Origin of the sequence: Hymenobacter canadensis (assembly GCF_027359925.1) — a bacterium.
Taxonomy (GTDB): domain Bacteria; phylum Bacteroidota; class Bacteroidia; order Cytophagales; family Hymenobacteraceae; genus Hymenobacter; species Hymenobacter canadensis.
The window spans coordinates 1925169-1949358 of sequence record NZ_CP114767.1 but is presented as its reverse complement, the minus strand read 5'-3'; the positions used below and the strand labels follow the sequence as shown (position 1 = coordinate 1949358).

The 24190-nt window shown below is 62.5% G+C and carries 16 protein-coding genes; 7 read left to right on the top strand and 9 right to left on the bottom strand.

Going from position 1 to position 24190, the window contains the following annotated elements; genetic code table 11:
• The first annotated feature begins 119 nt into the window (after positions 1-119).
• The gene (locus O3303_RS08360) at positions 120-1556 is read left to right on the top strand and encodes a CCA tRNA nucleotidyltransferase (RefSeq protein ID WP_269561603.1); all 1437 of its coding nucleotides are present in this window, start codon (positions 120-122) and stop codon (positions 1554-1556) included.
• Between the two features lie 43 nt (positions 1557-1599).
• Here O3303_RS08360 and O3303_RS08355 read toward each other — a convergent pair whose 3' ends face one another.
• The 3 genes from O3303_RS08355 to O3303_RS08345 form a co-directional block, all read right to left on the bottom strand.
• Complete coding sequence (locus O3303_RS08355) at positions 1600-2784, bottom strand: alpha/beta hydrolase-fold protein (protein ID WP_269561602.1); 1185 nt, start codon at positions 2782-2784, stop codon at positions 1600-1602.
• Between the two features lie 662 nt (positions 2785-3446).
• Complete coding sequence (locus O3303_RS08350; RefSeq protein ID WP_269561601.1) at positions 3447-6065, bottom strand: PspC domain-containing protein; 2619 nt, start codon at positions 6063-6065, stop codon at positions 3447-3449.
• Between the two features lie 57 nt (positions 6066-6122).
• The gene (locus O3303_RS08345; protein ID WP_269561600.1) at positions 6123-6488 is read right to left on the bottom strand and encodes a PadR family transcriptional regulator; all 366 of its coding nucleotides are present in this window, start codon (positions 6486-6488) and stop codon (positions 6123-6125) included.
• A 418-nt stretch (positions 6489-6906) separates the two neighbouring features.
• Here O3303_RS08345 and O3303_RS08340 point away from each other — a divergent pair, with 418 nt between their 5' ends.
• Together O3303_RS08340 and porU2 are read left to right on the top strand one after the other, a co-directional pair.
• A complete protein-coding gene (locus O3303_RS08340; protein ID WP_269561599.1) occupies positions 6907-8013 on the top strand; it encodes a putative type IX sorting system protein PorV2 in 1107 nt (368 codons plus the stop codon).
• A 77-nt stretch (positions 8014-8090) separates the two neighbouring features.
• Complete coding sequence (gene porU2, locus O3303_RS08335; protein WP_269561598.1) at positions 8091-13259, top strand: putative type IX secretion system sortase PorU2; 5169 nt, start codon at positions 8091-8093, stop codon at positions 13257-13259.
• An 83-nt stretch (positions 13260-13342) separates the two neighbouring features.
• Here the strand turns inward: porU2 and O3303_RS08330 are convergent, their stop codons facing one another.
• The 3 genes from O3303_RS08330 to O3303_RS08320 form a co-directional block, all read right to left on the bottom strand.
• The gene (locus tag O3303_RS08330) at positions 13343-13828 is read right to left on the bottom strand and encodes a dihydrofolate reductase (protein ID WP_269561597.1); all 486 of its coding nucleotides are present in this window, start codon (positions 13826-13828) and stop codon (positions 13343-13345) included.
• 49 nt (positions 13829-13877) lie between these two features.
• The gene (gene fmt / locus O3303_RS08325) at positions 13878-14807 is read right to left on the bottom strand and encodes a methionyl-tRNA formyltransferase (RefSeq protein ID WP_269561892.1); all 930 of its coding nucleotides are present in this window, start codon (positions 14805-14807) and stop codon (positions 13878-13880) included.
• 127 nt (positions 14808-14934) lie between these two features.
• Positions 14935-16176, bottom strand: a complete 1242-nt coding sequence (locus O3303_RS08320; RefSeq protein ID WP_269561596.1) for an exo-beta-N-acetylmuramidase NamZ family protein — start codon at positions 16174-16176, stop codon at positions 14935-14937.
• A 114-nt stretch (positions 16177-16290) separates the two neighbouring features.
• On the opposite strand from O3303_RS08320, the gene O3303_RS08315 reads away from it, so the two are divergent.
• Positions 16291-17439: an ABC transporter permease gene (locus O3303_RS08315; RefSeq protein WP_269561595.1), complete on the top strand. Its 1149-nt coding sequence runs from the start codon at positions 16291-16293 to the stop codon at positions 17437-17439.
• 65 nt (positions 17440-17504) lie between these two features.
• On the opposite strand, the gene O3303_RS08310 is transcribed toward O3303_RS08315, so the two are convergent.
• Positions 17505-18191, bottom strand: coding sequence for a peptidoglycan DD-metalloendopeptidase family protein (locus tag O3303_RS08310; protein WP_269561594.1), 687 nt, complete (start codon positions 18189-18191; stop codon positions 17505-17507).
• A gap of 211 nt (positions 18192-18402) precedes the next feature.
• On the opposite strand from O3303_RS08310, the gene O3303_RS08305 reads away from it, so the two are divergent.
• Positions 18403-19512 carry a ferredoxin--NADP reductase gene (locus tag O3303_RS08305; RefSeq protein ID WP_269561593.1) on the top strand — a complete coding sequence of 370 codons (1110 nt, stop codon included), beginning with the start codon at positions 18403-18405 and terminating at the stop codon, positions 19510-19512.
• A gap of 138 nt (positions 19513-19650) precedes the next feature.
• Complete coding sequence (locus O3303_RS08300; protein ID WP_269561592.1) at positions 19651-21393, top strand: M3 family oligoendopeptidase; 1743 nt, start codon at positions 19651-19653, stop codon at positions 21391-21393.
• Positions 21394-21510: 117 nt separating this feature from the next.
• Here the strand turns inward: O3303_RS08300 and O3303_RS08295 are convergent, their stop codons facing one another.
• Both O3303_RS08295 and O3303_RS08290 read right to left on the bottom strand, forming a co-directional pair.
• A complete protein-coding gene (locus O3303_RS08295) occupies positions 21511-21855 on the bottom strand; it encodes a hypothetical protein (RefSeq protein WP_269561591.1) in 345 nt (114 codons plus the stop codon).
• Between the two features lie 305 nt (positions 21856-22160).
• Positions 22161-22733: a hypothetical protein gene (locus tag O3303_RS08290; RefSeq protein WP_269561590.1), complete on the bottom strand. Its 573-nt coding sequence runs from the start codon at positions 22731-22733 to the stop codon at positions 22161-22163.
• 308 nt (positions 22734-23041) lie between these two features.
• On the opposite strand from O3303_RS08290, the gene O3303_RS08285 reads away from it, so the two are divergent.
• Positions 23042-24121, top strand: coding sequence for a T9SS type A sorting domain-containing protein (locus tag O3303_RS08285; protein ID WP_269561589.1), 1080 nt, complete (start codon positions 23042-23044; stop codon positions 24119-24121).
• Positions 24122-24190 lie beyond the last annotated feature (69 nt).

Genomic DNA, 24190 nt, shown 5'->3' with positions numbered 1-24190 from the left:
AAGCAGCCGGGCCCGAACTGTCGGCCGGGCAGCCTGAAGCCGCCACAAACCCGGACGAAGTGCTGGGGCCGACCGCCGTCCCGTATGGTTGCTAGCTGCCTGTTGCCGAACTTTGCGCCATGAAAAACCCGCAGCTCCCCAGCCTTCCCTTGTTCCAGACCATTGCCGAAGCCGCCGGCGAGCTGGGGTTTCCGGCCTACGTGATTGGGGGCTACGTGCGGGATTTAGTGCTGGAGCGCGGCAGCAAAGACGTGGACGTGGTGTGCGTCGGCGACGGCATTGCGCTGGCGCAGGCCGTGGGGCGCAAGCTGCCCGGCCGGCCTCGCGTCACGGTGTTCAAGAACTTCGGCACGGCCATGCTGCCCACGCCCGAGATTGAAGTGGAGTTTGTGGGCGCCCGCAAGGAAAGCTACCGCGCCGAAAGCCGCAAGCCCGAAGTGGAAGCCGGCACCCTGGAAGAAGACCTCGCCCGGCGCGACTTCACCATCAATGCCCTGGGTTTGAGCCTCAACCCCGAAACCTACGGCGAGCTGGTGGACCGCTACGACGGTATGGGCGACCTGCAGCGCAAGATTATCCGCACGCCGCTGGACCCCGACGTGACGTTCTCCGACGACCCGCTGCGGATGCTGCGCGCTATCCGGTTTGCCACCCAGCTGGATTTCGATATTGACCCCGACACGTTTGATGCCCTGGCCCGGAACAAGGAGCGCATCAAGATTATCTCGCAGGAGCGCATCACCACCGAGCTGAACAAGATTATCATGGCCCCGAAGCCCAGCTACGGCTTCAAGCTGCTGTTCAGTTGCGGACTGCTGCCGCTCATCTTCCCGAAGATGGCCCAGCTGCAGGGCGTGGAGAAAGTGGGCAAACACGCCCACAAAGACAACTTCTACCACACCCTGCAGGTGCTCGACAACGTGGTGGCGGCCGGCGGCGACCTGTGGCTGCGCTGGGCCGCCATCCTGCACGACATCGCCAAACCCGCCACCAAGCGCCTCGACGCGCGCGTGGGCTGGACCTTCCACGGCCACGAAGACAAGGGCGCCCGCTGGGTGCCGGGCATCTTCACGGACCTGAAGCTGCCGCTGGGCGAAGAGATGCGCCAGGTGCAGAAGCTGGTGCGCCTGCACCTGCGCCCCATTGCCTTGAGCAAGGAAATTGTGACGGACTCGGCGGTGCGCCGCCTGCTGTTCGAGGCCGGCGACGACATCGACCGCCTGATGCTGCTGTGCCGCGCCGACATTACCAGCAAAGACTACGACCGCAAAAACCGCTACCTGCGCAACTTCGACGTGGTGGAGCAGAAGCTGAAGGAAGTGGAGGAAAAAGACCACCTGCGCAACTTCAAGCCCGTCATCACCGGCGAAATCATCATGGCCACCTTCAACCTGAAGCCGTCCCGCGACGTGGGCGAGCTGAAGGAAGCGCTGCTGGAAGCCATTCTGGAAGGCAAAATCCGCAACGAGTACGACGAGGCATTTGCGCTGCTGCTGGAGTTGGGTGAGCACAAAGGCCTGACGCCGGTGCCTCCGGCCGAGCAGGGCGGGCAGTAGCATACAGAGGCGGTTCGTCGGGCTGCCCGGGCTTACCGCCGCCTTAGCGCGGCTTGGGTGGCGCGCACAGCGTGGCCAGCGTTTGCCGGAGCAGGGCCGGGCCCTCGGGCCGGTAGAGGAAGCCGTGGCCGCCGCCGGGCAGCGTCTGCAGAAACCATTGCGCGGCTTGCGACGGGCGGGCGTCGTAGGTGGCCTTCACGGCCTTATACTTGTACAGCGAGTCGTCCTGGGCGCTGAGCTGGTAGCAGGGCTTGCCTTGGCCCAAACGCCCGTAGCTGGCCTGCAGCGGCAGCACCGGCGCCGGCGACAGGGCGTAGAAACCACTGAAAGGGGCGGGGCGCTGGCTGGCAAACCACAGCGCCGCACTGCCGCCGTTGCTCATGCCCCCGAGCACCGTGCGGCGGCCGTCAGTGCGGTAGCGGGCCTGCACCTCAGCCAGGATTTGCTCGATCTGGGCGAAGGCCGCAGGTTGCGTTACCCAGCCAAAGCTGGCCCGCCCGAACGGATACACCACCAGCGCGTTGGCGGGCGCCACCTCGAAAATCGTTTCTTCCGCCACATCCCGATCGGCATAGCCAAACTGCTTGGTACTCACGACGCCGCCGTGCAGATACACTACCACCGGGGCTGGTTTGGCCGGATCGTAGCCGGCCGGCACGCGCACCAGATAGGGCATCCGAACGGTATCGGCCGGGACCTGGCTGAAGTAAAGGGCGAAACCGGGTGCGGCAGCCGCCCGGACTTTGCCTTTGGCGGTGGGCAGCGTGCGGGCCTGCGCTTCGGCTATCCAGCGGGTGCTGGCGGTTTGGGCGTCGGCGGTTTGCTGGGCCAGGGCCTGGCGCATGGCGGCTAGCCAGCGCGGCCACGCGGCCTCGATGCGCAGCGGGGCCAGCATCGGGTCATTGGCGACGTTGTCAAGGTCGCGGGGCTGTATGCTCAGGGGGCGGTGGCGGCTCAGCTGCCCCAGCCAGCGCCAGGCCAGCGGGCGGCGGGCCGGGCAGTTGGCAGCCGCTATGGCCCCGGTAAACAGCTCAAACTCATTGGCGCGGGTGCTGTCGGGCCGGAAGGCCTGCTCGAAGGTGGCAACAGCCGCGCAGAAGTCCTTAGCCTGCATCTGAGCGCCGCTCTGGTCCATGAGTTGGGCATAAGTGGGCGAAGGAGCCTGAGCGGACGAAACGGCTGGGGCAAGCAGCAAGCCCAGCGCCAGCGCAAATAGTAATGGTTTCATATGGCGAGATAGTAGGAAAGGAGAAAGTTAGGTGCGCGCAACGGTTCAACTGTCCACCTCCGGGACAATCTGTCTGCCCCACAGACTGAGTGGGTGCTTGATCTGGTGTCGTAGCGGGCAAGGATTTTGTGCAACGCTTTGGTCTGTAGACTTCTGGCGGGAAGTGAAAGCGGCCAGCCAGTCGTAGGGCAAACGAACAGGCCCTGGCGCTGAGGGGCAGCAGTAACCGTAGGTTGGGCGGGAAGGAGTCGGTAAGTGCTCAGGCCCGAACATGAAAAAGCCCCTTATCTACCGGTTGCAGCACAGTAAATAAGAGGACTTTTTCGACCAGTCTTTCACTCACCAGAAAAAGACATTGCTGGTCACTCAGGCAGATAGATGCGAGTTAGCGCGTCAAGGTTGCCTGCGGGGGAACAATTGAGGACCTCGGTAGCAAAAGTGCTGCCAACCGGGTGAGGGCCGCATGAAGTAGCCGTTAATCACGCACGGCACTTATGCGGGAAGCCCCGATGACGTCCTTCTCCACGTTGCGCGGGGTGCCGTTGTACTGCACCACGCTGGCCCCGATGGCGTCGGCATTCAGGGTTTCCGTCACATGAAGGCGCACTTTGCTGATACCGGCTAGGTCCAGGCCAGTGTAGGATGGCCCGCACCGGGCACGGTTAATCCACGCTGCGAACGGCGGCGGCGCCCAGCGCTTCGCGGCGGATGGTGGTGGGCTTGCCGCTGTACTCGATGAGGCTGGCCCCGATGGCCTCAGCCCGCAGCTCGTCCGTAACGTGCAGGCGCACCTTGGTGGCGCCTACCGCATCGATATCGGCGCGGCGGGCGGTGAACGAGGCGGCGGCCACCTCGCAGGCGCCGGCGCCGTCCACTTTCAGCTCGTCGGCGCTGCCTTGCAGGGCGGCCTGGCAGCCGCCGGCCAGCTCCAGCTGCAGCTGCTGCAGCGTGCCGGTGAGGCGCAGCTGGCTGCCCCCGGCCTGCGTGACGCGCAGGTCGCCGGAGTTGAAACCGCTGACCTCGGCGTGGGTGCCGCCAACCAGGCTCAGGTTGTTTAGCTCGGGCAGCTCAATGATGAGCAGCACCTGTTCCTGGTCGTTGCGGCGGGCATCAAACAGGTTGCGGTTGCGGGGGCTGATGGTCAGCTCGCGGCCGTCGCGCGTAACTTTCAGGTCGCGCAGGGTGCGGTCGTCGCCGGCGGCGCGCACGGTGTAGGTGCTGCCCTGCCGGATAATGGCCCGGTAGCCGCCCACGATGTTGACCTCGTTGAAGTCGGTTTCGTTGAAGCTCTCCCGCCCGGAGCCGTAGGCATCCTCGTCGGCGTTGATGGACTCCACACGGTCAAAGCTCAGTTTCACGTCGGAGTCGTCGCGGCCTTCGTCGTAGTCGGCATTGTCTTCGTTGTCGTTATCAGTATCCCGGCCGCGCAGGTCGTCGGCGGAGCAGCTGAGGCACTCCACCTTGTTGCCCTGCATGCGGAACACTTCGTTTTCGGGGTGATAGGGGGCTTGGCCGTTCACGTAGTCTTCGTCGTTGAGCCAGTTGGCAAACGTTTCGCTCATACGGAAGGAGCGGCCGCGGGGCAGCAGCAGGCGCAGGCGCATCTGCTGGTCGCGGAAGCGGGCGTTGGGCTGGTAGGTGAAGTGGTCATCCACGCTCAGGGTCGAGTCGTTGAGGACGCGCACGTTGTGGCTGGTAGAGGTGGCCGCCGTGCGGCGGGCTAGCGAATCGGTAGCGCCTTTGGCGGCGATGATGCGCTCCAGACGCGGGGCCTGGGCACTGTCGATGCCGACCAGGTCGAGGTCCACCCACTTGTCGTTGTTGAGCTGCCGGCGCTCCAGCACCAGGCGGGAGCTGCTGAGGCGGTCGAGCGTGGTGGTCTGGGTGATTTCTTCTTCGCGCTGAAACTCGCGGCCCACCCGGATGCCGGCCACCGAGCTGCCCACGATGCCCAGCAGCCACAAGCCCAGTAGCGTGAGCGACGCCGTGCGGCTCAACACGGAGCGGCGCAGCAGCAGCCCCAGGCCCGAGAGCATCAGGGCCAGCGCCGGAATGGCCGTGAGCAGGAAGAAGGAAAGCACCGCCCACACCGAAATGTCATTGAAGAGCAGAAAGGGCTGCAGCGGGCCGAAATCCAGGTTGTCAGATGAAGAAATCAGCCCCAGGCCGATGCCCAGCGCAATTACCACGCTCAGCAGGATGGCAAAGCCGGTGAGGGCCATGATGCCGCCGGCCACCACCCGGATCAGCGAGCCGATGCCGTTGATGACGGGCCGCACGTTGCTGAACGAGTCTTCCAGGAACGTGCCCACGGGCCGGTTATTCACGGGGCTGGCCTCGGAGCCGGCGGCGTAGGGGTTGTTGCGCAGGTTTTCGTCGAGGGCCGAGAGCGTGACGGCGTCGCCGCGCATGCGGAGCTTGTCGGAGGCGGTTTTCGCCTCCGGCAAGAGAATCCACAGGATGATGTAGAGCCAGAAGCCCAGGCTGCCGGCAATGAGCAGCAGCAGGAAGGCAATGCGCACCACCACCACGTCTACCCGCAGGTAGGCCGCCAGACCGGCCGAGACGCCCCCGACCTTGCCGTTGTCGGTGTCGCGGTAGAGCTTCTTAAACGCCGGGTCGGTGTCGGGGTCGGTGGTGTCGTAGCGTTTGGGCAGCACCACCCACAGGATGATGTAGGCCAGCACCGTGATACCCGCTACCCGCTCGCCAAATTGGTTGAGCGGTGTATCGTCGAACACTGTCGGCACGGCCAGCAGCAACACCAGCAGGGCAATCCGAATCCAGAGCGGGTTGGTGCCAAAGTAGTGCGCCAGCCCGGCCGCCACCCCGGCCACCTTGCGGTGGGCCATGTCGCGGTACATCTGCCGGGGCGCGCCCTGCGTGGTATCGGCGGCGGCTTCGGGGCCGGATCTGGCGCGGTGGCCCGCACCGTTTGTGCCGTCGGCGTAGGTGCCTTGGGCCGTGCCGCTGGCTACGGCTTCGGCCAGCAGCTCTTCCTCGTCCTCGGCGTCGTCGGCGCTCTGGAAGTCGCTCACGCGGCCCATTTTGGCGGTCATGGCCTGCACATCTTCCAGCGAAATCACCTGCTTGGTGCCCGAGAGGCGGGCGGCAAACAGCTCGGCAATGCGGCTCTCGATGTCGGCCACGATTTCTTCGTGCCCGCGGTAGCCGCTGAAGTGGGCTTTCACTTCCGCCAGGTAGCGGCCCAATACGTCGTAGCCGTCCTCTTCGAGGTGGAAGATGATGCCCTGGAGGTTGATGCTGATATTCTTTTTCATCTCAGTTGCTGCAACTAGTCGGAAAAAAATCGGGAGGAGAAGGGAAGAAGCCGGGGCCTAAAGTAGGTCCGGTAGTTCGGCGCTCCCGGTGGCGGAAGGCTTGGTGCGGATGATGCGGATGGAGGCTTCGACTTCCTCCCACGTGAGGCGGAGCTGATGGAGGAAATCCGTGCCGGCCTCGGTGAGGGTGTAGTACTTGCGGGGCGGCCCGCTCGTGGATTCCTTCCAGGTATAATCCAGAAGGCCGGCATTCTTGAGGCGCGTGAGCAGCGGGTAGAGCGTGCCCTCGACCACAATCATGCGGGCCTGGGTGAGCTCTTCGAGCATGTCCGACGCATACACCTCGCCGCGGGCGATGATTTCCAGAATGCAGAACTCCAGGATGCCCTTCCGCATCTGCACTTGGGTGTTCTCTACTTTCATGGGCTTGCGATGGTAGATCGGTGAAGAATGAGTCAAAGATAACAAAAGGTACTATGTGACACAAGGTACTGTTGAAAATATTTTTTGAGGACAGGTTTTCGCCGGAAAAGAAACTGTCGGCAGGCACCGGCTGCCGACAGCACTGGGTGGCTACCGGAGGCCCGGGCGTGGCTTTGCCGCCTGCGGCCGGGCTGCAGGGCGCTAATTGCCCTGGTAAGGGCTTTTTGCGGAGGCAAGTGAGGTAGTTATCTGCCGGAATCCGGCAACGGCCGCAGCAGCGTAGATGCCGGTAACCGGGTTGCTGACTGGTGGCGGCGGCCGGGGTGGGAGGTAGTTTCTACTGCCCGCGAAACCGCGGCGCACTATTAGTTAGTAACTTGCGTTGTGAATCGGATTAGCCGTTTTTAGCCTGTTTTCTATGTCGCACGTTTTCCGTATTACTCCTGTACTTCTGGGCCTTAGCGGGTTGCTGGCCCTGGCTCCGCAGCGGGCCGTTGCCCAGGACACCACGCCCAAGTACAGCAACGAATTCCTCAACATCGGTGTCGGGGGCCGCGCCCTCGGCATGGGCAAAGTGCAGGTCAGCCTGGCCAACGATGCCACCGCCGGCTATTGGAACCCGGCCGGTCTGCTCGACCAGAAAGCCAAGTACGATGCCGTACTCATGCACTCCGAGCTGTTCTCGGGTATCGTGAAAAACGACTACGGCGCCTTCTCCATGCCCCTCGACGACAAAAGCGCCATCGGCGTGAGCGTCGTGCGCCTGGGCGTCGATGACATTGCCGACACCCGCGACCTGATCAACGAGTACGGCTACATTCAGTACGACCGGATCCGGTTCTTCTCGGTAGCCGATTACGCCCTGATGCTGTCGTACGCGCGGCGCCTTGGCAACATTGAGGGCCTGAAAGTGGGCGCCAATGCCAAAGTCATCTACCGCAACATCGGCGAGTTTGCCAATGCCTGGGGCTTCGGCATTGATGCGGGCGTGCAGTACGACAAAGGCAACTGGCGCCTCGGCCTCATGGCCCGCGACATCACCACCACCGTCAACGCCTGGTCCATCAACTCCGACAAGCTGCGCCCCATTGCCGGCGACTCCACCGGTAGCAGCGTGCCCAAGGGCAGCACCGAAGTCACGCTGCCCCGCTTCGTGCTGGGCGTGGGCCGCCTGGTGAAGCTGCCCGGCGAGTTCACCGCTTTGGCCGCTGTGGATCTGGACCTGACCACTGATGGGCAGCGCAACACGCTCGTTTCGGGTAAGCTGGTGAGCATTGATCCGCGGGCCGGCCTGGAAATCGGCTACAAGAATCTGGTATTCCTGCGCGGTGGCGTCAGCAACGTGCAGAAGATTCAGGCCTTCTCGGGCTCCGAAGAATGGAAGGTGCAGCCCAGCCTGGGCGTAGGCGTGGCCCTGAGCGGTTTGCGGCTGGATGTGGCCCTGTCGCAGCTCGCCATCGAGAAGCTGGCCGGCCGCACCCAAACCAACAACATCATTGTCTCGCTGGGTTACGGCATCAAATAAGATGGGCAGCGGAACCTATTGCAGCAGCATGTAGGTTGGCGCGGCACTTCTCCCTCACTACGTTTCTACGTTACTATATGACACAACCTTACCGACTTCGCTATCTGCTGAGCTGGTGCCTGGTGTTGCTGGGCCTGCTGACCGCCGGCTCCGTTTCGGCCCAGACGCTCTACGGCAACGAGTGGATTGTACCCAGCCAGCAGTACTATAAGATCAAGATTCTCAAAGACGGCCTCTACCGCCTCGACCAGCAGTATCTGGCGCAGGCGGGCATCAGCGGCGTAAACCCGCAGCGGGTACAGCTCTGGCGGCGCGGCCGCGAGGTGGCCATCTTCGGCGGGGGCAACCAAACCACGCTCGACGCCACCACCTACTTCGAGTTCTACGGCCAGCGCAACGACGGCAAGCTCGACCAGCGCATCTACAAAGGCGGCGCGGTCACCCAACCCCACGACCTCTACAGCCTCTATACCGATACGGCTGCCTATTTCCTGACGTGGTCGGCTACGACCAATGGCCTGCGCATGGCGCAGCCGGCCTTGGCCCCCACGGCGACGGCGCAGCCGTACCGCATGGCCCAACGCCAGGTGCTGTATACCGGGCAGTTTGCATACGTCAACGACGAGCAGTTCGTCAATGTATACATGCCTTGGGGCGAAGCGGGCGAAGGCTGGCTGTCAGGCCAGTTTTCCGGCACCAATCCCGCGTCCTTGGCTACTATGGCTGCAGACTCTGCCTGGAGCCGCGCCGCAAGCGGTACGCCGCAGGTAGAAGTGCTGCTGGTTGGCTATGGTAGTAGTTCCCGCACGGTTGCTCTGTCGGTATTCAATGCTGCTACCAACGCCGAGCGGCCGCTGGGTTCCGTTGTAATCAACGGGTTCGACAAGCGTAAGCTTACGTATGCACTACAGTTGAGCGACTTTGCCGCCAACGGTCAGGTCCGCATTCTGTCTCGTGCAGTGGCGACTACCAGCCCGGGCCGCTATACCAACTACCGCGTCGGCTACGTACGCTACACGTTTCCGCAAACCAACCGCTGGTTTGCCGGGCGTAAGCAGGTAGCTTTCCTCAACGACTCCACGCTGGCTGGGCCGGCCTACTACGCGCTGGATTCCATCCCGGCCACAGTAGCCGGCTTCGATATAACCGACCCCTACACCGTACAGCGCATTGCCGGCACCACATTGGCCGGGCAGCAGCGCGGCTACGTGTTTCCGTCGGCGGCGGGCCGCACCCGCAAGTTGCTGCTGGCCGATGAGGCCGTGGCGTCGGTGCCTCGCCCGGCTACGCGCGTGCGTTTTCGGACACTGAATGCCGCTGCTACCAATTTTCTAATTGTCAGCCACCCGTTGCTGATGAAGCCGGTGGGCGGCGTGGATGCCGTACGGGCGTATGCTACCTACCGCGCCTCCACGGCCGGCGGCCGCTACGATACCGTGATAGTGACCTCGCAGCAACTCTACGACCAGTTCCACTACGGTGAGAAGTCGGTGGGGGCTATGCGCAACTACGTGCGCTGGGAGCTGGCCAACTCACCGGCCACGCAAACCAACTACCTGCTGCTGCTGGGCAAGGGCCTGATGGTGGGCGAGTACAGCCGTAATTCGCTGCCACCCTCCATCGACCTGATTCCGGGCCCCACGCGCAGCGCCTCCGACAATTTCCTGTCGGCCGACTGGGAAAACAACAATTACATTGCCCGCATGCCCACTGGCCGCGTGTCGGCCAGCAACGGCGCCGAAATTGTGGCGTATCTCAATAAGCTGAAAGCCCACGAAGCCTTAGGCGCCGAACCGTGGCGCAAGAACATCGTGCACATGGCCGGCGGTGGTAAATACCCCGGGGATTTTGAGGAGTTTGAAAGCTACGTAGACAAGTACAAGCGCTTTGCAGAGCGGCCGTTGTTTGGCGGTACGGTGGTGAAAACGTACCGCCGCTCCACTTCACAGGGTTCCAATCTGCCCGTGAGCATCACTATTGCGCCCGAAATAAACGCCGGGGTGTCCCTGGTAACCTACTTCGGGCACGGCTCGGCGCTGGATTTCGACCTGAACTTTGGCGACCCCACTGATCCGGGCAAAGGCTACAACAACCCCAATAAGTATCCGGTATTCCTGCTCAACGGCTGCTCGGCCAATGCTGTCTTCTCGAATCTGGGCGTTCGGACGTTGTCTGAAAACTGGATTTTTGCGGAAAACAAAGGGGCAGTAGGCTTCATGTCGGATTCTGACTTGGGCTTTGCGCAGGATCTGGATGCGTTCAGCACCAACTTCTACAAGCTGGCCTTCAACGACCCGGCCTTCTACGGCAAGCCCATTCCTGTTATTCAGGCCGAAGCTGCACGGCGTATGCTGGCCCAGTTGGGCGGCGACGGCGGCAGTCCGGTAGCTCAGGCGCTGGCTAACATCTGGCTTGGCGACCCGGCTCTGCGCTTCTACGCTCCCGACAAGCCTGACTTCATTGCCAATCAGCCCGGCGACGTGCAGATCCAGCCCAATGGGGCCGGCCCGCTGCAGGCTTCCGCTACCAGCCTTAAGGTGGTAGTGAACGTGAAGAACCCCGGCAAAATTACCACCGATCCGCTGGACGTGCGCATTACGCGGCGCTACCCCACCACCAGCGCCGGCACCCGCGCCCCCGACGTGTACACCTACATCGTACGCCAGGCCTGGCGCGATACCACCTACGCTTTCGTACTGCCTAATACCGGCAGCGTGTTCGGCGAAAACTGCTTCCAGGTGGAACTGGATTACCAGCAGCGTATTGCGGAAATTCTGGAAACCAACAACAGTGGCCAGGCCTGCTTCAACTTCCTGCAGGGCGGCGTCACGACGCTGTGGCCGCCGGAATTTGCCATCGTGCCCGCTGCCGGCCTGCGCCTGGTAGGCCAGACCAACGACCCCCGCGGCACTACGCGGGCTTATGAAATGGAGCTCGATACCGTGCCCACCTTCAACAGCGCCCTCAAGCAAACCCGCACCGTTACGACCACGCTGGTGCCCGACTGGCGCCCCACGCTGCCCGCCCTCACGGGCCGCGACAGTGTGGTGTGGTATTGGCGCCTGCGCTTCCAGACGCCCGACCCGGCCCTCAACGAAAACCCGGAGTGGGCTACCAGCTCGTTCCGCGTGATTCCGGGTACCTCAGGTGGCTGGTCGCAGAGCCACCACGGCCAGTTCCGCCGCGACCAGCTTACCGATGTGAGCGTTGCCGCGCCTTCCGGCCGCTGGGATTTCGCCGAAATCAGCCAGGCCATAACCATGGTGACGCGCGGGGGTGGAACCGGTGGTGCCACTTTCAACGAAATAACCGACGGCATTACGGCCGCCACCTCACCTTATACTGGTAACTGCGCAGTGTCACGGCCCAATATTATGGTCGCCGTGTTCAACGGTCGGACGCTGCGACCCGTGCGTAACGTGGGCGGCGGCGTCTACGACTCATGCGGGCAGGGTAGCCTGCGCTTCTATCATTTTGCTGCTCAAGGAGGTGCTGGCGGCACTGACAATATCAATACACCTGCTCGCCAAGCGCAGCTGCAGGCGCTGCTCAGCAACGTGCGGCCCGGCGACTACATCGCCCTGCTGTCGATGAACAAGGTGAACTTCTCGGCTTTCCCGGCTTCGCTGAAAGCCGTGCTTACCAGCCTCGGTGCCACGCGCATCAATAGCCTGCAGGACGGCGACCCGTATGCGCTGCTGGTGCAAAAGGGCCCCAATCCCCGCCCCGCTCAGGAAGTAACCGCCGACCCCGCCAGCCCGACGCCACGCGCCAGCCAGGTAATTACCCTCAATGGCCAGATTGGCACCCGCGGCGGCAGCGGCACCGTATCGTCTACCCGCATCGGTCCGGCCCAGGAGTGGCAGACGCTTTATCATACGGTGCGTCTACCCGATGCTTCCGACAGCTACACGCTGCAATTGGTAGGCATTGATGCCCAAGATGTGGAACGGGTGCTGAACCCCAACGTCACGAGCCGCAGTCTGGCGCTGGCGGGCGTTTCAGCCCAGCAATACCCTTATTTAAAGCTGGTGCTGAGCCTGCGCGACACCGTGAACCGCACGGCGCCGCAGTTGGAGCAATGGCTGGTAACCTACCAGGGCGTGCCTGAAGGCATTGTCCGCCGCGACTTGGCCACGCCTGCCACGGTGTACGATGCCGCCAACCTGGCCCGGCAGGCTGCCGCAACCGGTAGCGTAACGGTACCGGTGGTGTTCGAGAACGTATCGTCCATCAACTTCAGCGGCCCGCTGAAAGCCCGCATCACGCTCAGCAACGGCGGGGCCACCCGCACGGCGCTGGTAGACGTACCCGGTGGGCCACTGGCGGCCAACGCGCAGGTGAGCTTCAACGCCAGCGTGAACGTGGTAGGCCTCGACGGCTCCATCAGCGGCAACGTGGTGGTGAACCCACGGCCGACCACTACGGCTGAGCCGCGCGCTTTGCCCGAGCTGTACTTCTTCAACAACGAGCTGCTGCTGCCGGCCTTCCAGGTAGATGACCGCAACACGCCGCCCGTGCTGGACGTGGCTTTCGATGGCCGCCGGATTCTGAACGGCGAAATCGTGTCGCCCACGCCCATCATCCGGGTGCAGCTCAAAGACGACGACCGGCTGCGCCGCATCCAGAACGCCAACAACTTTGATGTGCTGCTGACTGCGCCCGGCCAGACCACGGCTACGCGCCTTGACCTGAACGGCTCCAACGTCATCTTCGAATCAGACTCGACGAAAGGCTTGGCAGTGCTGACGTTGGATATGGGCAAAACCCAGGCGCTGGCCGACGGCATCTACACCCTGGAGGTGCAGGGCCGCGACGCCACCAACCGGCCCGCCGGCTCCGAGCCCTACCGCGTGACGTTTGAGGTAGTGAATGCTTCCACCATCACCAACGTCTTCCCGTATCCCAACCCCGTCACTAGCAAAGCCCAGTTCGTGTTTACGCTCACTGGCGCCGAGCTGCCGCGGGACATGAAAATCCAGATCCTGACCCTGACGGGCCGCGTTGTGAAGGAAATCATGATGGAAGACATTACGGCCAAAGGGCCGCTGCGCATCGGCAACAACATCACGGGCTACGCTTGGGATGGCACCGACACCTATGGCGACCGGCTAGCCAATGGCACCTACCTGTACCGCGTTATCCTCGACGACCCGACCAGCAAGTTCAGCCGCCGCGCCACCAGCGCCGAGGCCGACCGCCGGGCCTTCAAAAACGACTGGGGCAAGATCGTCCTGATTCGCTAAGTAGGAATCTGTTAGCAGATGCACATAAAAAGGGCCGCCAATATTGGCGGCCCTTTTTATGTTTTCGTGGCAAATTAGGGCGACTACCGCCGCCGCAGCGTCACGAAGCTGAAAGCGTAGGCGTGCCGCTCGTCGGCCTCGTGCCGCTCGCGCGACTCTTCGCGCCACTCGGCGTGGTTGAGCTCCGGAAACACGGTGTCGCCCTCGAAGCTATGGTGTACTTCGGTGAGGTAGATGGTATCGGCCGCCTGCATAGCCTGACGGTAGATTTCGGCGCCGCCAATTACAAACACTTCCTCATCGAGCTGGGCGGCCCGCTCCAGCGCCGCCGGCACCGAATACACCACTTCGCAGCCTGGCGCCTGCCAGTCCTGCTGCCGCGTGACTACTAGGTTAGGGCGGTTAGGCAGTGCCCGCCCGATGCTGTCGTAGGTGCGGCGGCCCATAATCACGGGGTGGCCCTGGGTGAGGCGCTTGAAGTGCTTGAGGTCGTCGGGTAGGTGCCAGAGCAGCTGGTTATCGTGGCCAATGACGTTGTTTTCGGCGGTGGCTACTACGAAGGATACCATGCGTTTTGATTAGTGAGTTGCTGTCGTCAGAAGTACCTGTTAGTCGGACTCAGACTGACAGAGAAGATGCGTTGAATCCCCGCAGGAATTCCTGCACGGGCATGCGCTTTTTGCCTTCCAGCTGCACATCGAGCAGGCTGAGCAGGCCGCTGCCGGTCTGCACGCGCAGGTAGGTGCGGCCGTCGGTGTGCCAGGTGCCGATGCCGCCCGTATCGGGGCCGCTGGCTTCCTCGTCGTCGAAGGGCTGGGCCCGGAAGACTTTGAGCGTGCGGCCATCGGGTAGCTGGGTGAAGGCTGTGGGGATGGGGGAGAGGCCCCGCACGCGGTTGGCCAGCGCTGGCGCCGACTCGCTGAAATCCAGCCGGCCGGTTTCCTTCTGGATTTTGGGGGCGGCGCGCAGCTCCGCGCTTTCCTGCTGGGGCAGGCTGGGCGCCGTGCCGGCCGCAATGGCCTGCACTGAGCGTAGCGCCAGGGCCGCGCCGGCCAGCTTCAGCTTCTCATACAGCGAGCCGAAATCGTCCTCGTCGGCAATCGGCACTACGTCCTGGAAGATCAGGTCGCCGGTATCGATTTCGTGGCGCAGGAAAAAGGAGGTGACGCCGGTCTGGGTTTCGCCGTGGATGAGGGCCCAGTTGATGGGCGCCGCCCCGCGGTACTGCGGCAGCAGCGAGGCGTGGATGTTGATGCTGCCCTGCGGCGGCATGTTCCAGACGGCCTCGGGCAGCATCCGGAAAGCCACCACCACCTGCAAGTCCGCCGCGTAGCCCTTCAGCTCCGCCTGAAACTCCGGCGACTTCAGGTTGGTAGGCTGCAGCACGGGCAGGCCGTGCGCTTCGGCCGCCTGCTTCACGGCCGAGCCCTGCAGCTGCCGCCCGCGCCCGGCCGGTTTGTCGGGCGCCGTCACGATGGCTACCACCTGGCAGCCGTCCCAGCTGAGCAGGCTTTCCAGCGTTGGAACGGCGAATTCCGGCGTGCCCATGAAGATGATGCGTGTAGGGGCGCGTTGCACGCGCCCGTTGGCTGATGATGACGACTCCATGGTCCGGATAAGACTGTTTTATTCGTAAAAAGTGGCCTTGCAGTGGCCAGGCGCGCACAACGCGCCCTTACTTGTACAACAGATACTTCTGCCGCATAGCCTTGTACTGCCCCAGCGCCGGCTCCCACGAAGCCCGGATTTCCGGCTCCGTCTTGCCGGCCACAATCATCTGGCGTACCGTGGAAGTGCCGGTCAGCTGCTCGAAGTACTTGCCGAAAAACTTGTCTTTGGCGGTGCTCTGCTGGTAGAAGTCGAGCAAATACTTCACCGTGAAGCCAACGTCGTTGCCGGAGCTGCGCAGGTCGAGGCCGTAGCACAGCTTGCCGTTCTGGGGCGGCGTGGGCGAGCCAGTGTTGGGCTTGGGCGTGAAGCTATACGGTCGTGTGGCGGGCTGGGTGGGGCCCCCAATCACTTCAAACGGCATTTCCGTGCCCCGGCCTACGCTCACGTCGGTGCCCTCAAACAAGCAGACGGTGGGGTAGAGGGTCACGGAATGGGCATTGGGCAGGTTGGGGGAGGGGCGGACCGGCAGCTCGTAGCGGGTGGCGTGGGTGTAGCCCTGCACGGGCACCACCGTCAGGCGGCATTGTTTGCCGCCGGCCAGCCACTTTTCGCCGTTGATCATCTGAGCCAGCTCGCCCACCGTGAGGCCGTGCACCACCGGAATGGGGTGCATGCCCACAAACGACTTGTGCTGCGGCTCCAGCACCGGTCCGTCCACGTACCAGCCGTTGGGGTTGGGGCGGTCCAGTACAATCACCTCTTTGCCTTGCTCGGCGGCCGCCTCCATGATGTAGTGCATGGTGCTGATGAAGGTATAGAACCGCACGCCCACGTCCTGAATATCAAACACCAGCACGTCCACGTCGGCCAGCATGGCGGGCGTGGGCTTCTTGGTGGCGCCGTAGAGGCTGCGCACCGGCAGGCCGGTGCGGGCGTCTTTACCGTCTTTGATGGTGGCGCCGTCGGCGGCCTCGCCCCGGAAGCCGTGCTCGGGCCCGAAAACGGCTTTCACCGCTACGCCCTGGGTGAGCAGCGTATCGAGCAGAAAGGCGCGACCCACCAGCGCCGTCTGGTTCACGACCAGGCCCACACGCTTGCCCTTTAGCAGCGGCAGGTACCGCTCGAACCGGGCAGCGCCCACGCGCAGGGCTGCGGCGGGCTCGGTGAGTACTTGCGGCGCCGAAGCTACTGTAACTGAGGGGGCAGGCGCGGGTGTGGCGGCGGCGGGTTGGGTGGGCGCGGTAGCGCTGCAGTTGGCGAGCAGCAAGGCAGTGCTCAGCAGACCGGGAAAATTGGATATCGGCATCAGGAAACGAAGCTAGGAAACTGACCGTAGACGCGTAGCTTTACGGCAGTGAACGTCTCGCGGTACATATCCCACAAGATTGACGGAGCCGACTCGGGGTCTTTTACCTCCTCGGTGACAAAGATAGCCATCATCAGCATTGCCATGGGCGTTGCGGTGATGATCGTGTCTTTTGCTATCCTCGAAGGATTTCGCAACGAAATCCAAAGCAAGATCTTTTCCTTTGGCGCGCACCTGCAGATCAGCAAGTACGACACCAACAACTCGCTGGAGGTGGAACCCATCGGCGGCCCCCGCCTGGTAAAAGAGCTCCACCGCTTCCCGCAGGTGCAGACCATCCAGCCCTTCGCCCGCAAAACGGCCATCATCAAAACCAAGGATGAGGTGCTGGGCGTGGTGTTGAAAGGCATTTCGGAGGAAGATGGCCAGTCGCCGATGCGCGAAAACCTGCAGACCGGTAAGTTCCTGACCTTTCCCGATTCGGCGGCTTCCAACGACATTCTGCTCTCGCGCAAGGTGGCCGACAAGCTGCGCCTCAAGGTCGGCGACGACGCCCTGTTCTATTTCATTCAGAATCCGCCGCGGGTGCGCAAGTTCACCGTGAAAGGCATCTACCAAACCGGCCTCGACGAGTTTGATGAGGTGTATGTCATCGGCGACATCCGCCAGATCCGGGACCTGAACGCCTGGCCCGACTCGCTGGTGGGCGGCGTGGAAGTGGTGCTCAAGGACTTCAACCGCCTCGACCCGGTAGCGGAAAACCTCTACGAAAACCTGCGCTACGACCTCAAGCTGGACAAAATTACGGACCAGTACGCGCAGCTCTTCGACTGGCTGCAGCTGCTCAACCGCAACGTCATCATCTTCCTGATCCTGATCATCTTCGTGGCCACGTTCAACATGGTGGCCACCATCTTCATCATGATTCTGGAGCGCACCAACATGATTGGGGTGCTGAAAGCCGTGGGCGCCACCGACCGCCAGATCCGCAGTATGTTCTTCTTCCGGGGCTTGAGCCTCACGCTGCGCGGCATGCTCTACGGCAACCTTGTGGGGCTGGGCTTCTGCGCGCTGCAGTACTACACCCACCTCATCCCGCTCGACCCCGAGAACTACTACATGGACCGGGTTCCGATTTTCTGGGACCCCAAAATCATTGTCATTCTCAACGCCGCCGTGTTTGCCACCTCGCTGCTGGCCGTGCTGGTGCCCACCTACCTCATCTCGCGTATCAAGCCCGTCACGGCTATTAAGTTCGACTAGAAGTAACGCGAAGCTCCTGCTTCCGCATACTCGCTTCGCTCGTTCGCGGAAGCAGGAGCTTTGCGTTACAGCCAGCGGCTCTGCAGGATCAGGTTCGGATCTGGGCACAGAGTAGCCCACTGCTCGCGCTCCTCGGGCAACGCCACGCCGGGGAAGTCGCCGGAGCGGCCCTGCAGGTCGGCTATCACCTGGAAATGCAGGTGCGGCGGCCAGTCGCCGTTCTCGGGAGCCGGGCCGACTTCGGTGAAGGTCTGGCCTTTTTCGATAGCCATGCCGGGGCGTAGCAGCGCGGTTTCGCGGCGGCTCAGGTGGCCGTAGAGGGTGTAGAACGTGGTGTCTTCGAGGGTGTGCTGCAGGATGACGGTGGGGCCGTAGTCGCCGAAGTTGTCGTTGTCCTGGACGCTGTGCACGGTGGCATCCAGCGGGGCCAATACCGGCGTGCCGGCGCGCAGCCACACATCCACGCCCAGGTGCAGGGAGCGGGCGGGCACGGCCGGGTCGCCGAACAGGCCGGGGCTGCGGCGGTAGATGACGCGGTTTTCGAGGTAGCCACCCACGCCGATATGCGCATTCTGGTCGGCCAGCAGCTCTGTAACCAGCGTCTCGAAAGCGGCCGTGTCGCGCAGGTCGGCGTCGCGCACTACGGGGTTGTGGGCGGTGAAATCGAGGCGGACCACGTCGGGGGCATTCAGGTCGACGGGCAGGACGGGGTGGAATTCGTGTTGGTGGCGTTCGAGCAGATCAGCAAGCATACTTCTGAACAAGGCTAAAAAGAAAGGTGTTACCAAGGGGCCATTGCCTGCCGCCGAGGCAGACAGGCTGCAGGTCGGCGGCAGAGAATTTGCCCAGGGCAATATTTTGTACGCCGGGTCGCGGCGCCGCAAGCTAAAGCATCCGCCATAGAATCCCGTACTTTGCGGCCCCGATTTCAAGTTCCCAAGTCCCCAAGCCCCTAAGCTCCCGATGAGCAGTCCGTACCTCACGCTTACCGTTGTTGAACTCACCCAGGAAACCAACGACGCCGTCACCATTCACCTCGAAGCGCCCGGCCGCCAGCCCATCGCCAGCGCCCCCGGCCAGTTCCTCACCCTCATCCTGCCCTGTGGGCCGGGCGGCAAAAAGGAGCGCCGGGCGTACTCGCTCAGCAGTACGCCCAGCGAGGCGCCGCGTCTGTCCGTGACGGTGAAGCGCGTAACGGGCGGCCTCGTAAGCAACTACCTGCTCGACACGGTGCGCGTGGGCCAGCAGCTGGAGGCCATGGCGCCTCTCGGCAACTTCACGCTCACGCCCAACCCCGCCGCGGCCCGCTCGCTGGTGCTGGTAGGCGCCGGCTCGGGCATCACCCCGCTCATGAGCATGCTGAAGGCCGTGCTGCGCGACGAGCCCCGCAGCCAGGTGCTGCTGGTATATGGCAACCGCAACGAGTCCTCCGTGATATTTGGGCAGCAGCTGCGCCAGCTGGAAGCTCAGAGCGGTGGCCGCCTGCAGGTGGAGCACATCTACAGCCAGCCCACCGGTCCGGTAGCGGCGCACCAGCACACCGGCCGCCTCAACCGCACCATGCTGCTGCGTATTCTGGAGCAGCGCCACCAGGCCCCGCCCGCCCAGGCCGACTACTACCTCTGCGGCCCCGACGGCATGATGGCCGAGGCCAAATCGGCGCTGGAGCTGCTGGGCGTGCCCCAGGCCCAGATCCGGCGCGAGAGTTTCGTGGCGGCTGCCGAAACGCAGGAAACCGCCGCCGCCCAGCCCGGCGGACACGGCGACGTGTCGGACTCCGATGACGACGGCCAGATCGTGACCCGCAACGTGACCGTGAACTACGAAGGCACCGAGTACCAGTTTGAGGTGAAGCCCAGCCAGACCATTCTGGAAGCAGCCCTCGACCTAGACATCGACCTGCCGTATTCGTGCCAGGCGGGTCTGTGCACAGCCTGCCGCGGTAAGTGCCTCTCGGGCAAAGTTCACCTGGATGAGCGCGAAGGCCTGTCGGACTCGGAGATGAACCAGGGCTACGTGCTGGTGTGCGTGGCGCACCCACTCACCCGCGACGTGGTTATCGAAATCGATTAGCGCCTGTAGCAACCGTCGTGGTACCACGAGTTGCCTGCAGGGCCTCGTGACACCACTATCGTTGAACGACCTTAACCGCATCGGCCAACGATAGTGGTACCATACCCCGCCGCCCATTTCCCCCGTATCCGAGCTTCTATGTCTACTTCCTCTGAAATGCCGACTGCCTCGGCTACCGATACCCAGCGCCCGCCCCGCCACTATCTGCCCGAAGACTACTCGGTGACGGATTGGGCGGCGCTGGAGCCGTTTTTTGTGGAGCTGTGCGACCGGACCATCCATTCCGGCGCGGAGCTGGAGCGCTGGCTGCTCGACCGCTCGGAGCTGGAGTCGGCGCTGAGCGAGGACTTGGCCTGGCGCTACATCCGCATGACTTGCGACACCCAGGACGAGGCCCGCAGCACGGCGTTTCAGTACTTCGTGAGTGAGATTGAGCCCAACGTGGCGCCCTACGACCATGCCCTCAACGAGAAGATGCTGGCCTCGGAATTTCTGCCAGAGCTGGACTCGCAGAAGTACCGCGTGTTTCTGCGCTCGGTGCGGCAGGCGCTGGAAATCTACCGCGCTGAGAACATTCCGCTCAAAACCGACATCAGCACCAAGCAGCAGCAATACGCTGCCATTGCCGGCGCCATGACCGTCACGTTTGACGGCGAAGAAGTGACGCTGCCCCGCGCCGCCGACCGCCTCAAGAGCACCGACCGCACCGTGCGCGAAGATGCCTACCGCGCCATTCAGGCCCGCCGCCTCCGCGACTCGGAGCCACTCGACGCGCTGTTTACGGAGCTGATCGGGCTGCGCCATCAGGTAGCGCTGAATGCCGGTTTCGCCAACTTCCGCGACTACATGTTTGCCGCGCTGGGTCGGTTCGACTACACCCCGCAGGACTGCTTCAACTTCCATCGGGCCATCCGCGAAACCGTGGTGCCGCTCATCGACGACCTCGACCTGGAGCGCCGCCAGGATCTGGGCCTGCCCGAACTGCGCCCCTGGGACCTGGACGTGGACGTGAGCGGCAAAGCGCCGCTGCGGCCCTTCGGGACGGGGGCAGAGCTGCTGGAAAAGACCATCGACGTGTTCCAGCGCCTCGACCCCTACCTCGGCGACTGCCTGCGCACCATGCGCCAGATGGGCCACCTCGACCTGGAAAGCCGCAAGGGCAAGGCCCCCGGCGGCTACAACTACCCGCTCGACGAAACCGGCGTGCCGTTCATCTTCATGAACGCCACCAGCTCGCTGCGCGACGTGGTGACCATGCTACACGAAGGCGGCCACGCCGTGCATTCGTTCCTGACCCGCAATCTGCCGCTCGGCGCCGACAAGCACCCACCGTCCGAAGTAGCGGAACTGGCCTCCATGAGCATGGAGCTGATGAGCATGGACCACTGGGACGTGTTCTTCACCGACCCCGACGAGCTGCGCCGCGCCAAGAAAACGCACCTGGAAGGCGTGCTCGAAACCTTCCCGTGGGTGGCTACCATCGACAAGTTCCAGCACTGGATCTACGAAAACCCCACGCATACCGAGGAGCAGCGCCACCAGCAATGGCAGCAGGTATTCGACGAGTTCAACCAGCGCACTGTGAGCTGGAAGGGCCTGGAAGGCATCAAACCCTACCTGTGGCAGAAGCAGCTGCACCTCTACGAAGTGCCGTTCTACTACATCGAGTACGCCATGGCGCAGCTCGGCGCCATTGCCGTGTGGCGCAACTTCCGCCAGAACCCCACGCAGGGGCTGGCTGCTTACAAGCAGGCCTTGGCCCTGGGCTACACCGCGCCCATCGGCGACATCTACGCCGCTGCCGGCATCCGCTTCGATTTCAGCACCGGGTACCTGCGTACCCTCGCCGACTTCGTGCGCGACGAAATGGCGAAGCTGTAGCAGGTTTCTGCTATAAACGATTCAACCAAAACCATACAAGCACGAACGCCCGGCTACTGTAGCTGGGCGTTTCGTGTGTAAGCTGATGTATGGTCAGGTTGAACCTGAACTTGCTGGTTACTCCTGAACTGAGCTAATGCAACTGATTTCAGCGTTGCCCCAAGTGTAGATGGCCTGGGTCGGGAGTAGTTGATAGGACATCCGGACGCGTTGCGGCGCGGGTGTGCCCAGGTTACTCCAGAAGCTGCTCCACACCGCCCCCGATGGCTTGAGTTGCCTGCCGTCGGCCAGTACCAGCAGAATGGGATGCTGCGCGCAGTTGAGGACGTTGCACAACGGGTACTGGATGGTGGCAGAAGTATTGCAGCTGTCAGGCTGCGGCTCGTCGACTTCTCTAGCGCAGGCCACTGTCAGCAGGCCGGCAAGAAGCAGCCCAAAACGCAAGGTGTAGTTTTGAAGCATAAGCTCTGGTTGGATTGAAGGTGAGAAAATCAGTATCAGTAAGATGCCGGAACTCAACCAGAGGTTGCAAGGGTATCATTCAGAGCCAATAAGCAAACCGCTAAAACGTAAAAAAGCGGCCGGTAAGTACCGGTCGCCTTTTCCACAACCAACTCAACCAGACAGGTTGGGGTGCATAGCACCTCAGCTATCGGTTTGAGCAAGGAGTCGTGATTGACCGGATAGGTTGCATGGCCCAATTTTTTTTGTGCGGCACTGCCTCGTTCCGATGGGCGGCCTGGGTTGCGGTGGCTGGAACGCCAGTGCTAATTCTGCAGCTCAAACAGCGGGAGCGGTGCCAGAGTCTTGCTGGATGCCTTGCCTTGCAACTGGCTCTCATGCAGTTGCAGGTAGCTGTTGAACTGCTTGGCGGCGCGGTCGTACTGAACGCGGTAGCCCACCACCTGCCCGTCGTACTGGCCGATGGTTTCCAGCGTATTCTGCACGGTGGTGCTGGCGGCGCCTGGTGTCGTCACGAGGCCGCGCAGGGCCGTGAGCAGCGAATCCTGGGCGGAGTCGTAGCGGTCAATCTGGGCCGACTGCATGCTGAGCTGCTGGTAGCGGAGGGCCTTGAGGCGGCTGTTGGCGCGGTCCAGGAGCTGCAGCTGCGGCTGGTTGGCGCCGGGGCTGCGCTCCAGCTCGTTCAGAATCTGGGCCTGGGCCACAATCTTGGCGTCGTCGCTGGCCATCATCTGCGTCCAGCGCACGTCCACGGAATCGCGCAGCACGCTCAGCTGCTCCTTCGCGGCTGAGGCCGACGCCGGATCAACGGCTTTGGGCGTGCGGTTGCAGGCGGTGAAAGCGGCCAGCATCAACGCCAGCCAAACGGTGTTTTTCATAAGCAGGGAAAAGCGGTTCGGGGCAGCGAAGAAAGCACTCGGCAACGAGTAAATGCTAATTGACGATAATGAGAGCAAGGCTGTTCTGCGCCGTTGGCTACCGCTAAGCGGCCGGTCCGGACGGCTGAGTGGCATTTGGCCGGACAAAAAGGCGCAATGAAATCGGGGTGTTTATGCTGTATCATGCCTGATAATCAGGATGCTTGCCTATATAGACGATGTGCGTTTTACGCGCTGATAACGTATAAACCCCGCGCAAAGTGCCTATCTTCGGCCGCAGTTTAGTGAACCACTGACCAACCTTCTTCATGAAAAAACATTACGTATTAGTGTCAGCCCTGCTGCTGGCAGCGGCTACTTCCCGCGGCCAGGGCACCGAGTTGTTCCTATCGGAATACACCGAGGGTGCTCACCAGTCGGGCATCAGCTACAACGGCGGCGTTTCCAACTCCACCGGCAACGAACGGGCCCTCGAAGTCTTCAACCCCACGTCTTCGTCGGTTAGCCTGAATGCCTACTCCATTCGCCGCTATTCCAACGGCAGCGCTACCGTAACCGAAGAAGAGAGGCTGGTACGCCGCACGGGCGCTAACACGCTCAATTCCGCTGCTACTTTCGTGTATGCCAACGGCGAAGCCACCATTACAGCCATTACCAGCAAAGCCGACCAGCTGGCGTCTTTCCCGGTAGGCACTGTAACTCCAAACGTAACACTGGTACGTGGCGGTGTTGCCTATCACAACGGCAACGACGCTTTGGCGCTAGTACGCTGGACAAGCGGCACTGCCGGCACAGGCACTCCAGTTCTGGTAGATATCTTTGGCGTTATTGGTCAAGACCCTGGTACGTCTTGGTCGGCGCAAGATGCCGGAGGTACACTGGTAACGTCGGCTAATCAGTCATTGATTCGTCGGGCTAGTGTTTCATCCGGTGTACGTGTGAATCCTCAACAACAAGGAGGAACTCCTACCGTTAGAACAGGCTACAATATATCTACTGAGTGGGAATCCTATTCGTCAGCGTTTCCATCTGGCGGTGGCACTGCGGATCCGGCTGCCCAGAGTTTTTCTCGCCTCGGCGAGCACAACGACTACATAGGCCCGTTCGGTACCTACGGCCCGCTGAAGGTGCTGGAGAAGTTCAACAACGGCATCAGCGTGTATCCTAACCCCGCCAGCGGCACGGCGTTCGTCGAGCTGAAGGATGTGAAGGTGGGCTCTATCGTGGTGATGAACAACCTCGGCCAGTCCATCACGGCGCAGCCGCAGGGCTTATCGACGGAGAAAATCACGCTCGACATCTCGGGCCTGAAGGCTGGTCTGTACTTCGTGCAGTTCATCTCGAAAGACGGCCAGACCAAGCTCTACAAAGAACTGATGGTGAAGTAAATCGCTGATTTGCGCTGATTGTATTGATTGCGCTGATTTTTTGAAGAGCAACGAGGCCCACGACTTATC